The organism is Bacillus sp. AFS040349 (genome assembly GCF_002577655.1).
Lineage (GTDB): Bacteria > Bacillota > Bacilli > Bacillales > Bacillaceae > Metabacillus.
This window is the reverse complement of record NZ_NUMC01000010.1, coordinates 1-12,000: the sequence shown is the minus strand read 5'-3', so window position 1 is coordinate 12,000 and position 12,000 is coordinate 1. Positions and strand designations below refer to the sequence as shown.

Genomic DNA, 12,000 nt, shown 5'->3' with positions numbered 1-12,000 from the left:
TAAAAACAGGACTTGGGAGTATCCCTAAGTCCTGTTTTTTTTTGTCATCTATCCAAGCTGTAGAAGAATAGGCTTTATCATAGCCAAGATAACTACAGGGAGGACTAACTCATGAAACCGTATCCTGTCTATCCATATTATTCTAAAAAGCAAAAGGTGAAGGAGCAGCCGATTGCTTTTCCGCCTCAGCACCAAGACCGTCATCCTGGTTTTGAATATGAAATGAGCCCAAATCCTATCTCTGAATGGGAGGGGTATAAGGGAAGCGGAAAGCTAAAAAATAAGGTTGCCATCATTACAGGTGGAGATAGTGGCATAGGAAGAGCTGTTGCCTATGCATTTGTAAAAGAAGGGGCAGCCGTTGTAATTCCGTACTTAAATGAACACCGTGATGCTCAAATAACAAAACAAAGAATTGAGCAACTTGGTGGAAGATGTCTGCTTTATGCTGGAGATTTAGGTCAGGAACGAACAGCATATGAAGTTGTAAGGCAAACAATCCAGACATTTGGAAGACTAGACATTGTAGTAAATAACCATGGTATTCAAATTGTTCAGGACAGCATTTTAAATATTTCGGCTCAACAGCTAGAAGCAACGTTCCGAACGAATATATTTGCTTTCTTCTATATGGTGAAAGCGAGCTTACCATACTTAAACAATGGAAGTTCGATTATTAATACTACGTCAATTACAGCTTATCAAGGACATAAAACATTAATTGATTACTCAGCAACTAAGGGGGCCATAACAACATTTACTAGATCACTTTCATTATCACTTGTGGATAAAGGAATACGGGTAAATGGCGTAGCACCAGGACCAATCTGGACTCCACTTATTCCTTCGAGCTTTTCTGCTGAAAATGTCGCAACGTTTGGAACAGATACAAAAATGAAGCGAGCAGGTCAACCGTTTGAGCTTGCTCCAACTTATGTGTATCTGGCTTCTGACGATTCAAGATATGTGACAGGGCAAGTTCTACATGTTAATGGTGGAGATTTTAGAACATCATAAGTCAGATCAAAAGAACTAGAAATGTCCTGTGTATAACTTTTAAACAATGGAAAAAAGTCCTGTATATATTGTGGCGAACGCACGTACCCACACAAAATGTGGATAGATAATGTGGATATGTTGATAACTTTTGTGGATAACTTGTTGTTAACAGTATAATAACTTGTTAATATCTAAATTTTTGACGAATTATTGTGTATATATTGTAAATACATGTCGTTTAATTCTTTTTATCCACAATTTGAGGAAAAACCTGTGGGAACTGGACAAAATGTTCAGTTCCTTTGTTTAGGAAAAATTATAAACTGCATCAATTGTGGATCACACTTCGACATCCAGCTCCAGCAGTCTGACTTTTTGCTAAAAAAGTCAGATGCCTAGCCCCTCGAGGCGCTTGCTCTTTTGTTCTATGTGGATAATCTTTTTCTTTTTAACAAATTCTAATTTATACGAAATGAAAAAGGGCGTGTGGATATGAAAGCAACCTCATATGAATGTATTATTGTTGGCGGTGGAATCGCAGGGCTACAAGCAGCTCTTCAGCTTGGACGATACATGCACAATGTGCTTGTTTTAGATAATCAAGATGGCCGGTCCAATTTGTGCCGTGCTTATCATAATATACTTGGCTGGCCTGATGGGGTTAGTGGGGAAACGCTGAGAAGCTTAGGAAGAAAGCAAGCGAAAAGCTATGGAGTAGAGTTTGAAAAAGCCTTTGTTCATAAAACTGAGAAAAATAAAGAAAACATCCTCCTATACACAGAAGATGGAACAGTGTTTGAAGCAAAAACTTTATTATTATCCACAGGAATTAAGGATCGAATTCCAAATATTAAAAACATCGAGCCGTGCTTAGGAATCTCTATCTATGTTTGTCCAGATTGTGATGGGTATGAAGTGCGAGATCAACATGTATTGCTATTAGGTTCAGGAAAAACAGGAGGAAATTTAGCTCTAACGCTAACTTATTGGACAGACAAAATAACGTTTATCAATCATGATGAGGAACAACTTGAATCAGCACTTCTTACTAAGCTTAACCAAAAAAACATTCGTGTGATAGACGAACATATCGAGGAAATTATCACCGAAAATGAATTTGAATTTAAAGGAGTAAAGCTAAAAAGTGGACAAATAGTAGCAGGAGATAAAGGATTTATAGGCTTCGGTGGTAACTCAGTTCACTCAGATCTTGCTGAGCAGCTTGGTGTGGAAAGGCTAGAAAATAAGCATGTTCTAGTAGATCCGCGAACAAAGGAAACAAATATCACAAACGTTTGGGCAGCTGGAGATGTTGTCGCGCATTCTGAGCAAGTCACAATTGCAATGGCTGATGGATGTCAGGCAGCTATTTGGATTCATAAGCGTTTATTGAAAAATCAATCGTAAATCCCTGTTTACTTAAGCTCCCAGTTTTGTATGATAGAAGAAGGAGTTAAAAAGGGAGGAGCTGGACATGAAGAAAGAAATCGAAGAACTATATGATGAAGTTTATGAAAAACTAGCCCAATTTCATCAAACATCATTGACCTATACACAAAAAATGTCAGACATTCCACTCAACCAGCGGGAGGAAGAATCAGAAAAGCTAGAACGAATCGAATTTGCCCTACAAGCAGCCAAAGACATCCTAGAAAACATCATGGCCCCAGGCACAAAAATGACCATCATGCACCAAAAAGGAACTATACAAATTGATTTGGATGAATGATTTTAAAAAAGCAATTATAGTTAATAGGCATTAATTACTTTGTAATATAGGAAGTTTTTCGGCAAAGATTGTTGCAATATAAAATTTTCATAACCACAGTGGAATGGAGCGGAAGACACTTGACTCCTGCGGGAGGTAGAGGAAAGGCTGAGACCCCGCAGGCAAAGCCGAGGAGGCTCAGCTTCCTCCCCGCGGAAAGCAAGTGTCTGCAGCGCAATGAAACAGCCTATTTTTTAGCTGAATTTGTATTTATAAATACAAAGTATCTATATTACTACTCCCCCTGCCTAATCTGCCCAGGAGATTTTCCCGTTAACTTACGAGTAATCTTATTCAAATAATTCGCATTCTTATATCCTACTAACTGAGCAATTTCGTCAACAGAATACTTTGTATGCTGCAAAAGCTCAATGGCTTTTTGCAAGCGGATATTCGTTAAATACTGAATCGGGGTCACACCAGTTTCTTGCTTAAACAATCTTGTAAAATGATACTTTGATAACTTTGACGCTTCCGCCATTTCTTCAGCACCAATTTCATCCTGATAGTAATTTCTCGCAAATAAAGCGGCACTAATCACCCCTTCTGACCAATCCTCCATTAATTTATCCACATTTGATAAAGCCAAGTATAACTCCATAATAAACTGATAGGAAATACTTGAGCCCTGATAGGCATTCGTGATTTTCCGTTCACGAGCATCATCATACATTTGTTTAACAAGCTTAACAGGAGCAGCCTCAGGGTGAAAACGAACAACTTGGTTGCCCTTCCTTTTAACATGCTCCCAGCATTTCTTCGCTTCGTTTCCATATAGAGTTAAATATAAAAACTCCCATTTCGTTGAATACTCGGGCAAATAGTAATGATAATGACCGGGGCTACTAACAATAAAGGCATGACCAGCCTTCAACTGATGAACCTTACCGTCTATATCTATTTCTCCTTGTCCTGACAAGGTATATTGAAAAATATATTTCTCTTGGTCTTTCCTCTCAATGCCACTCCAATTGTAAATCGTAGACTCTTGTTCTTCCCAGCCAACTGACCATATTTGTGCCACCTGATTCACATTAGGATCATTAAAACGAAAAGCAACTGCACCCGTTTTCTTATTCATAGCAAAAAAATCCCCTTTTCTTACCCTTTTTAGATGCTATTAGCAAAAAAAGACTGATATGTATTGAGTAAACAGTAATAATCATTGTTAGTTCCAATAAGTTTAAAGCGAAAACCTTAGCAAATAAGTGCTATCTCTTCATTTAATTTTACCATTGTTTGCAGCAAAATCGGAACTTACAATGAAGATAGAAAAACAAACTAATGACGACAAAGTGAAGGGTGATTTTCATGATCGAACAATTAAAAAATCAATTTAACGAGATTTTTCAACAGAATCAGCCTACAAGATCTTTTTTTGCACCAGGGCGTGTGAATTTGATCGGTGAACATACAGATTACAATGGCGGACACGTTTTTCCTTGTGCGTTAACATTTGGTACATACGCGGTTGTAGCACTCAGAAATGATCAAAAGATTCGTATGTATTCTAGCAACTTTCCTGATATCGGAATTGTAACTCTATCAACGGAAGATCCATTGCAACTTCAAAAAGAACATGATTGGGCGAACTATCCTAAAGGAGTTATGAAGGAATTTATTGATAGAGGTATAGAAATAAATAAAGGCTTTGATATCCTATTTTATGGTAATATTCCAAATGGAGCAGGTTTATCTTCTTCTGCATCAATCGAACTCGTAACCGCAGTCACTATTCAAGCCTTGTTTGAGACGAATTTTAATCGTTTTGAATTGGTGCAGATGAGTCAGCATGCTGAGAATGAATTTATTGGTGTGAGCTGTGGAATTATGGATCAGTTTGCGATTGGAATGGGAAAAGAAGATCATGCGATTTTGCTAAACTGTCAAACTCTTGATTATCAATATAGTCCAGTTGTATTAGAAAATGCGTCTTTAGTTATTGCAAACACGAACAAACGCAGAGCTCTTGCAGATTCAAAGTATAATGAAAGACGCTCTGAATGTGAACGTGCTCTTAGTCAATTGCAAAAAGAGCTTTCTATTCAATCTCTGGGAGATCTTACACCAGAACAATTTGAGAGTTACCGTCATTTAATCCAAAATAACATGGATCAAAAACGCGCCAAGCATGCAGTCTATGAAAATGCTCGAACAATTCAAGCGGTAGAAAAGCTGAAGCAAGGTGATATTGAGAGCTTCGGACAGTTAATGTGTGATTCTCATACATCATTGCGAGATGATTATGAAGTAACAGGCTTTGAATTAGATACATTAGTAGAAGCTGCTATGGATCAAGATGGTGTTATAGGATCAAGAATGACTGGAGCCGGCTTTGGCGGTTGTACAGTTTCAATCGTTCAAAATGATAAAATTAAAGAATTTATAAAAGAAGTAGGGAAGAGCTACGCAGAAAAAACAGGATTAACAGCTGATTTCTATGTAGCCAATGTAGGAGACGGAGCAAAGGAAATTATATAATCCGAAACGGAGGAAAAAAGCATGGCAATCTTAGTATGTGGTGGAGCAGGCTATATTGGAAGTCACGCAGTATCAGAGCTTTTAGATCGAAAAGAAGAGGTTGTTATTATTGATAATCTTCAAAAGGGACATCTTCCGGCTGTTTTAGAAGGCGCAACTTTTTATAATGGTGATTTAAAAGATGAAGAGTTTTTAAAAAATGTATTCAAAGAAAATGAAATTGAAGCTGTTATTCATTTCGCTGCTGACTCACTAGTAGGTGAAAGTGTTGAGAAACCTCTTCAATACTATGAAAACAATGTGTACGGAACAATGTGTCTACTGAAAGTGATGACAGAATTTAACGTAAAGAAAATCGTTTTTTCTTCAACAGCTGCAACATATGGCGAAGCAGAGAATATCCCGATTGTCGAGAATGACCCAACCGTTCCGACAAACCCTTATGGAGAAACGAAGCTTGCCGTTGAAAAAATGCTGAAATGGAGTGAGCAGGCTTACGGATTAAAATATGTCGTTCTTCGTTATTTCAACGTAGCGGGTGCTCATATGGAAGGAAAGCTTGGCGAAGATCATGATCCGGAAACACATTTAATTCCGATTATTTTACAAGTGGCTTTAGGCAACCGTGAGAAAATGATGATCTTTGGTGATGATTATCAAACAGAGGACGGAACATGTATCCGCGACTATATCCATGTAACAGATCTAGCTGATGCACATATTTTAGCGATTGAAAAGCTGCGTAAGGACAACACAAGTGCAACGTATAACCTTGGGAATGGCAATGGATTTTCGGTAAAACAGGTAATCGAGACAGCAAGAACTGTTACAGGTCATCCTATTCCTGCGGAGGTAGCGTCTCGCCGAGCAGGTGATCCGGCTGTTTTAATCGCTTCATCTGAAAAAGCCATTAATGAATTAGGCTGGAAGCCGAAATATGCAGATCTTCACACGATGATTGAAAGTGCGTGGAATTGGTTTCAAAAACATCCAGAGGGCTATCAAAAATAATCTTACCTAATCGTTACGATCCTAAGATGAGAGGATGAAAACAATGATAATCCACATCGATTTAGAAATAGAAAGATTGCTTCAGTTTGCTCTTCAGAAGCAGCTGATTACAAAATGGGACGTTGATTTATCTCGTAACAAAATTTTGGAGGTGCTGAAGCTTTCTGATATCAAGCCTGTCGAGGTACCAGAAGAACAGCTGAATTCTCCAGTTTCAATACTAGAAAACATTCTAAATTGGGCTGCTGACCAAGGACTTCTTCAGGAAAACACAGTCACATACCGAGATCTCTTAGATACAAAAATTATGGGCTGCTTAGTACCGTCTCAAGGTGAAATGATCCGAAGATTTGATGAAAAAGTAAAACAGCATGGCCCGCAAAGAGCTACAGAGTTTTTTTATCAATTCTCCCAGGATGTTCACTATATCCGTACAGATAGAATTGCTAAGAACGAGAAATGGCTTGTGAACACAGAGTATGGTGATTTGCAAATGACCATCAACTTATCTAAGCCTGAAAAAGATCCGGTCGCGATCGCTGCTGCACGTCATATGCAAAAAAGCGAATATCCCTCATGCTTGCTTTGTAAAGAAAACGTTGGCTATGCAGGAAGACTGGATCACCCAGCCCGACAAAACCACAGGATTATTCCTGTTACATTAAGCGATGAGCAATGGTTTCTTCAGTTTTCACCATATGTTTATTACAATGAGCATGCAATTGTCTTATCTGGTGAACATAAGCCAATGAAAATTTCCAAGGAAACATTTAAAAAGCTTCTTCACTTTGTTGACCAATATCCACATTATTTCCTTGGTTCGAACGCTGATTTACCGATTGTTGGTGGTTCAATTTTAAGTCATGATCACTTCCAGGGAGGTCATCATACATTTCCGATGGAGGTAGCGGAAACGCTCCATTCATTTAGGCTGAGTAAATATCCTTCCATTGAATTAGGGATCGTAAAATGGCCAATGTCTGTTTTAAGATTACAAGGAAGAAATCAAGAAGAGCTAGTAGAGGCGGCAGACGATATTTTACAGCAATGGAAAAGCTACAGTGATGAAACAGTTGATGTTCTAGCGTTTACTGAAGAAACACCACATAACACGATTACCCCCATTGCACGAAGAAGAGGCGACCTTTTTGAGCTTGATTTAGTGCTTAGAAACAACAGAACAAATGAAGAGCATCCTTTCGGCATTTTCCATCCTCATCAAGAGGTTCATCATATTAAAAAGGAAAACATCGGTCTTATTGAAGTAATGGGATTAGCTGTTTTACCTGGAAGATTGTTAGATGAGTTAAAAAAGCTTGCTGATTGGTTGCCGGAGGAAGAGGGGCTCGTTAAAATTGAGCAAGATGAAGAAATCAATAAACATTATGAGTGGGCTAAAAAGGTAAAAACGAACTTTTCAGATATCAGCCAAGACAATGCCTATCAACTTCTACTTAAAGAAGTTGGCCATGTTTTTGCAACGATTTTAGAGCATGCAGGTGTATTTAAGAGAGATGAGTGTGGACAACAAGCGTTTCAGCGATTTGTTCAGCATTTACAAACCCAATTAACATAATTATTGGATTTACTAGTATAAGAATCATCAAAAGTGTCAATGATGCTATTAATCCCCCCTAATTTTATATATGTATGTTGCCTCCTTACTTTGTAAGGGGGTGTTTTTTTGATGTTGAAATGAAGAAAGAGTCTAACCACCAATCGGTTAGACTCTTTCTATTTCTATCACTGTGCTACAATAACGACTTTTCCTTCATCCAACTCTTCCTCTAGCTCCATTGCTTTATGTTGTGAAAGACCTAGGGAGGTCATGCGGGTGCGAATCTGCTCTCCACGGGATACAAAAATATTTGCCATTTTATCAAAGATACCTTCTTCTTTTAATCCAATACCTTTAGTATTTGTATGTTCAGTTAAATGCTTGGAGCGATTTTCATCATGTGCAAATAAATAGATATGCTCCTTGTCATAGCCTTCTGCTTGTAAAGTCAGGATCTTCTCGGAAGCTTGTACACCATTTTCAACGATATATGTTTTCATCATCATCAACTCCTTTGATATTTACTTGGTAATTACCCCGAATTTACTTGGACAAACATGCATGGTAAAAAATAGCCTATTGGTCATAGAAGGTTTTTTCTATAAAAGGACTAACAGAGTTTGTTAAAATAAAAGGATAATGAAGAAAAGGTGATCGTGATGAAAATATCAATTGTGATTGTGACATATAATCGACTGGCAGAACTTTCAGAGCTTCTTGAATCAATTGCTCGACAAACTGTACTTCCACATGAGGTTATTATTGTGAATGATGCGGGTGAAAGCATTGAACCACTAGTTTCTTTATATAGTGAATTACCAATTAAGGCTGTTGAGTTAACGGAAAATGTTAAGCATGTTCGTGCAAGAAATATCGCAATAGAGCATGTAACCGGTGATGCTATCATGCTTTGTGATGATGATGATTTTATAACGGAGACTCATTTGGAGCAGGCATTAATAGGGCTACAAAATGCTGATTTCGTCTATTTTGATGCAGAGATTGTTTCATTTAAAAAAAGAGGAAACACCCGTTATCCGTTTAAAAGGCAGCTCTTTGCTTACGAGTACGATCTTGCAGAAATGAAGAAGTTTTCAACATATGTGCCTTCAGGAAGTATGTATAAAAAGGAGCTTCATGATAAAATTGGCTTATTTGATCCGGACGTTCATAATTACTGGGATTGGGACTTTTTCTTAAGAGTGGCAGAGGTTTGCTCAGTGAAAAGAATCCCAATGGCTAGTGTTATCTATGCATTTTCTGAAGATGGGACAAATCAGTCCGCAGATTTAGGCTTAAAACGCAAAATGTATTTAGATCGTTTATGTGAGAAGCATCAATTAGGAGATTTGCCAACGAAAAACTTCTTTGTGCTTCTAGAGGAACCAGAAATGAAAGACCGTGAAGCAGAAACAAAACGGGTATGGGATGGACAACCAGTTTTCACACGCTATAGTCAACAGGAGGAGAGCAATGAAATTACAAATAGATAAGAGCTGGGATAGCGTGTTAAGAGAGCAGTTTCAGTGTGATTATTTTGAGGAGTTGTTAGAATTTTTACATGAGGAATATGAACAACAAACCATATTCCCTGAACGTGAAAACATATTTCGTGCCTTGAACGAAACTCCTTATGATAAGGTAAAAGCCGTGATTCTTGGACAAGACCCGTATCATGGAGAAGGACAGGCGCAAGGCTTAAGTTTTTCAGTCCAGCCAGGTGTCAAGCTGCCTCCTTCTTTAAGAAATATCTACATGGAGCTTCAAGATGACATAAATTGTCCGTTACCGGAAAACGGCTCATTAGTAAAATGGGCGAAGGAAGGTGTCCTCCTTTTAAACACAGTATTAACTGTAAGAAAAGGAGAACCAGCTTCACATGCAAAAAAAGGATGGGAAATGTTCACTGATGAAATCATCAAAAAACTAGATCAAAAACATCAACCAATTGTCTTTATTCTGTGGGGAAAGCATGCCCAGCAAAAAAAGCAGCTCATCAATTCATCCAAGCACTTCGTTATTGAAGGCGCCCATCCTAGCCCATTTTCTGCTCGAAAAGGCTTTTTTGGAAGTAAACCATTTTCTAAAACAAATGAATATCTTCGTAGTCAAAATATAGAAGAAATTGATTGGTCTTTATAGAATTTTGTTTTTAATAATTTTTAAAACAGATAGTGGAATGGAGCGGACCGTATTAAAAACAAGAAAAAGGAGTATAAAACATGAAGGAAACAGCAATAAACTGTATAAAGTGTAAGCATTTTTATGTTACTTGGGATACGCGGTTTCCGAACGGCTGTCGAGCTTACGGATTTAAATCAGCAGCCAGGCCTGCCATCACGGTTAAAAAATCATCTGGCATGGCATGTTTAAAATATGAACAAAAAGCAATTAAGGCTTAGTTGGAGGAATAAAAAGTGAACATACCTGTATCAAAACTATTAAGTAAAATGGAAGCTGAGTTAACTAAGGCAAAAAACAGCTCATCTACTAAAGAAGTACGTGAAAAAGTAGCCGTCATTCAATCACTGTGTGAAATCATTCTTGATGAAAAATCAGAAGTATCAGTTCAACCTTTATTATCACCATCATCAAGTGAAATCAGCCAACTAGAACTTCAAAAAATGATGGGGAATATGTCAACGGTTGTTAAAAATCCTACAAGTGAAAGAACAGTTAAAGAAGAAGATGCTAACGGTGATTCGCTTTTCGACTTTTAGGTGATCTTTAAATTTTCCCATCTTCCATAAAATGAAGCAATCTCTCCAGTGAAATCCATCATATTCTCATCTAATCAGGACACAATGATAATAACATTGTACAGGAGGTTAGAAACATGGCATATGATGATTTATTTAACATGGGAAGAGGACGCTTTGATATGGGACTTTTAAATGACCCAGCTCCAACAAAAATTGGCCAAGACCGCTATGATGTTTATGTAAACCAAGATTATATCGGTCAAAAATATTTATTAACAGCACAGGAGTCTGTTTCAGATATAGATGAGTTTTTAAAAAATGAAGGAGTTAACAACTTCGAATCCTATCTTGATGGCGACCATTACTATATTAAAGCTGTCGAAAACGAACAGCGAGTATCTGATGTGTTAAAAGTATATTTGCAAAATCGTTAAGAGCCCATATGTGGCTCTTTTTTTTCACATAACAAGATTGTCACACTTTTTCCGTTGAAAATAACCTATTCTAGGGTAAGATGAAAGAGTAATCAATTGGAGGTGGAGCCTAATATGAAGCTTTTTCTTCTTTTAGGAGCAATTAACGGATTTTTAGCGGTAGCATTAGGTGCCTTTGGAGCACATGGTCTAGAAGGGAAAATTCCTGAAAAATACATAAAAACATGGCAAACTGGTGTGCAATATCAAATGTTCCATGCCGGGGGATTGTTTGTCATTGCTTTTCTAGTGGATAAGTTCACCAATATTGGTGTATTCACAACGGCCGGATGGTTATTTTTAATTGGTATTATTCTTTTCTCAGGAAGCTTGTATGTATTAAGTGTGACACAAATTAGCATATTAGGAGCAATCACTCCATTAGGAGGCTTAGCTTTCTTAGCAGGCTGGCTGCTTTTAGGATATGCGGCAATCAGATATTTATAAAAGATGAAGGCTGACAAACATTTTGTCAGCCTTCATTCATATTATCTTGGTTGAACAGATGCTAATGCATATTGTGGATCATAAGTAAGCTCTTCATCAAATGTTACATAATCTAAGTAAACCATAAGAAGTAAATAACGCATACCTGTTTGCGGGTCACTTAAAATCAGGTGGTCACGACCTGCTGCTTCAATGATACCTTTAAAAATTTTCGCATTCCACTCACGATTGTTTTCAAAAGTCATATAAACGGTTGCGACTTTACCGCGATTTAAACGTAAAATATTTTCAATATAGGATTGCTCTAAAGGAAGCATGCCAGGGATATATTGTGCCACACCCGGTTGCTGCTGCTGTGGAAATTGTGGTACTTGCCCAAATTGACCTGGAAAATATGTAGCGGCAGGTGGGTAACCTGTTTGCTGCATTTGCATTTGCATCGGCATTTGTTGTCCTGGTTGAACACCAGTTGCTGCGTCATATCCGTAAGGCTGTTGAGGTTGTTGAAATCTTTTAGTCATATAATAACCCTCCTAAAAATTAACGTATTGTCAAAACTTC

General features: G+C 37.7%; 15 protein-coding genes. 12 read left to right on the top strand and 3 right to left on the bottom strand.

From position 1 onward, the window contains the following. Positions 1 to 111: 111 nt before the first annotated feature. The 3 genes from COD11_RS02420 (at position 112) to COD11_RS02410 (ending at position 2,728) form a co-directional block, all read left to right on the top strand. Positions 112 to 1,017, top strand: a complete 906-nt coding sequence (locus COD11_RS02420) for an SDR family oxidoreductase (protein ID WP_098795165.1) — start codon at positions 112 to 114, stop codon at positions 1,015 to 1,017. Positions 1,018 to 1,491: 474 nt separating this feature from the next. Then, positions 1,492 to 2,406, top strand: a complete 915-nt coding sequence (locus COD11_RS02415; RefSeq protein WP_098795164.1) for an NAD(P)/FAD-dependent oxidoreductase — start codon at positions 1,492 to 1,494, stop codon at positions 2,404 to 2,406. A 67-nt stretch (positions 2,407 to 2,473) separates the two neighbouring features. After that, a complete protein-coding gene (locus COD11_RS02410) occupies positions 2,474 to 2,728 on the top strand; it encodes a hypothetical protein (RefSeq protein WP_098795163.1) in 255 nt (84 codons plus the stop codon). Between the two features lie 274 nt (positions 2,729 to 3,002). Here the strand turns inward: COD11_RS02410 and COD11_RS02405 are convergent, their stop codons facing one another. Then, on the bottom strand, positions 3,003 to 3,848 hold the full coding sequence (locus tag COD11_RS02405; RefSeq protein ID WP_098795162.1) for an AraC family transcriptional regulator: 846 nt from the start codon (positions 3,846 to 3,848) through the stop codon (positions 3,003 to 3,005). A 230-nt stretch (positions 3,849 to 4,078) separates the two neighbouring features. On the opposite strand from COD11_RS02405, the gene COD11_RS02400 reads away from it, so the two are divergent. The 3 genes from COD11_RS02400 to galT are packed head-to-tail and all read left to right on the top strand — an operon-like array spanning position 4,079 to position 7,835. Beyond that, positions 4,079 to 5,248 (top strand): galactokinase, encoded by a 1,170-nt coding sequence (locus tag COD11_RS02400; protein ID WP_098795161.1) that lies wholly within the window; start codon positions 4,079 to 4,081, stop codon positions 5,246 to 5,248. A gap of 21 nt (positions 5,249 to 5,269) precedes the next feature. Continuing rightward, complete coding sequence (galE, locus tag COD11_RS02395) at positions 5,270 to 6,259, top strand: UDP-glucose 4-epimerase GalE (protein ID WP_098795160.1); 990 nt, start codon at positions 5,270 to 5,272, stop codon at positions 6,257 to 6,259. A gap of 43 nt (positions 6,260 to 6,302) precedes the next feature. Continuing rightward, entirely contained in the window at positions 6,303 to 7,835 is a 1,533-nt protein-coding gene (gene galT, locus COD11_RS02390) for a UDP-glucose--hexose-1-phosphate uridylyltransferase (RefSeq protein WP_098795159.1), read from the top strand. A gap of 167 nt (positions 7,836 to 8,002) precedes the next feature. Here the strand turns inward: galT and COD11_RS02385 are convergent, their stop codons facing one another. Beyond that, positions 8,003 to 8,317 carry a YflT domain-containing protein gene (locus COD11_RS02385; protein WP_285849131.1) on the bottom strand — a complete coding sequence of 105 codons (315 nt, stop codon included), beginning with the start codon at positions 8,315 to 8,317 and terminating at the stop codon, positions 8,003 to 8,005. 159 nt (positions 8,318 to 8,476) lie between these two features. Between COD11_RS02385 and COD11_RS02380 the strand changes: the two genes are divergently transcribed. From COD11_RS02380 to COD11_RS02355, 6 genes are all read left to right on the top strand, one after another. Then, the gene (locus tag COD11_RS02380) at positions 8,477 to 9,310 is read left to right on the top strand and encodes a glycosyltransferase family 2 protein (RefSeq protein WP_098795157.1); all 834 of its coding nucleotides are present in this window, start codon (positions 8,477 to 8,479) and stop codon (positions 9,308 to 9,310) included. Further along, positions 9,291 to 9,959 (top strand): uracil-DNA glycosylase, encoded by a 669-nt coding sequence (locus COD11_RS02375; protein WP_098795156.1) that lies wholly within the window; start codon positions 9,291 to 9,293, stop codon positions 9,957 to 9,959. The genes COD11_RS02380 and COD11_RS02375 overlap by 20 nt, the downstream gene beginning before the upstream one ends. An 80-nt stretch (positions 9,960 to 10,039) precedes the next feature. Then, positions 10,040 to 10,219 carry a uracil-DNA glycosylase gene (locus COD11_RS02370; protein ID WP_098795155.1) on the top strand — a complete coding sequence of 60 codons (180 nt, stop codon included), beginning with the start codon at positions 10,040 to 10,042 and terminating at the stop codon, positions 10,217 to 10,219. A gap of 15 nt (positions 10,220 to 10,234) precedes the next feature. After that, positions 10,235 to 10,537 carry a YwdI family protein gene (locus tag COD11_RS02365; RefSeq protein ID WP_098795154.1) on the top strand — a complete coding sequence of 101 codons (303 nt, stop codon included), beginning with the start codon at positions 10,235 to 10,237 and terminating at the stop codon, positions 10,535 to 10,537. A gap of 116 nt (positions 10,538 to 10,653) precedes the next feature. Continuing rightward, positions 10,654 to 10,953 carry a hypothetical protein gene (locus tag COD11_RS02360; protein WP_098795153.1) on the top strand — a complete coding sequence of 100 codons (300 nt, stop codon included), beginning with the start codon at positions 10,654 to 10,656 and terminating at the stop codon, positions 10,951 to 10,953. Positions 10,954 to 11,067: 114 nt separating this feature from the next. Next, positions 11,068 to 11,439 carry a DUF423 domain-containing protein gene (locus COD11_RS02355; protein WP_098795152.1) on the top strand — a complete coding sequence of 124 codons (372 nt, stop codon included), beginning with the start codon at positions 11,068 to 11,070 and terminating at the stop codon, positions 11,437 to 11,439. A gap of 41 nt (positions 11,440 to 11,480) precedes the next feature. On the opposite strand, the gene gerQ is transcribed toward COD11_RS02355, so the two are convergent. Continuing rightward, positions 11,481 to 11,960 (bottom strand): spore coat protein GerQ, encoded by a 480-nt coding sequence (gene gerQ / locus COD11_RS27330; protein ID WP_231308665.1) that lies wholly within the window; start codon positions 11,958 to 11,960, stop codon positions 11,481 to 11,483. Positions 11,961 to 12,000 lie beyond the last annotated feature (40 nt).

Coding starts and splice junctions, on each gene's coding strand:
- COD11_RS02420 (WP_098795165.1), top strand. CDS start 112: ATGAAACCGTATCCTGTCTATCCATATTATTCTAAAAAGCAAAAGGTG.
- COD11_RS02415 (WP_098795164.1), top strand. CDS start 1,492: ATGAAAGCAACCTCATATGAATGTATTATTGTTGGCGGTGGAATCGCA.
- COD11_RS02410 (WP_098795163.1), top strand. CDS start 2,474: ATGAAGAAAGAAATCGAAGAACTATATGATGAAGTTTATGAAAAACTA.
- COD11_RS02405 (WP_098795162.1), bottom strand. CDS start 3,848: ATGAATAAGAAAACGGGTGCAGTTGCTTTTCGTTTTAATGATCCTAAT.
- COD11_RS02400 (WP_098795161.1), top strand. CDS start 4,079: ATGATCGAACAATTAAAAAATCAATTTAACGAGATTTTTCAACAGAAT.
- galE (WP_098795160.1), top strand. CDS start 5,270: ATGGCAATCTTAGTATGTGGTGGAGCAGGCTATATTGGAAGTCACGCA.
- galT (WP_098795159.1), top strand. CDS start 6,303: ATGATAATCCACATCGATTTAGAAATAGAAAGATTGCTTCAGTTTGCT.
- COD11_RS02385 (WP_285849131.1), bottom strand. CDS start 8,317: ATGAAAACATATATCGTTGAAAATGGTGTACAAGCTTCCGAGAAGATC.
- COD11_RS02380 (WP_098795157.1), top strand. CDS start 8,477: ATGAAAATATCAATTGTGATTGTGACATATAATCGACTGGCAGAACTT.
- COD11_RS02375 (WP_098795156.1), top strand. CDS start 9,291: ATGAAATTACAAATAGATAAGAGCTGGGATAGCGTGTTAAGAGAGCAG.
- COD11_RS02370 (WP_098795155.1), top strand. CDS start 10,040: ATGAAGGAAACAGCAATAAACTGTATAAAGTGTAAGCATTTTTATGTT.
- COD11_RS02360 (WP_098795153.1), top strand. CDS start 10,654: ATGGCATATGATGATTTATTTAACATGGGAAGAGGACGCTTTGATATG.
- COD11_RS02355 (WP_098795152.1), top strand. CDS start 11,068: ATGAAGCTTTTTCTTCTTTTAGGAGCAATTAACGGATTTTTAGCGGTA.
- gerQ (WP_231308665.1), bottom strand. CDS start 11,960: ATGACTAAAAGATTTCAACAACCTCAACAGCCTTACGGATATGACGCA.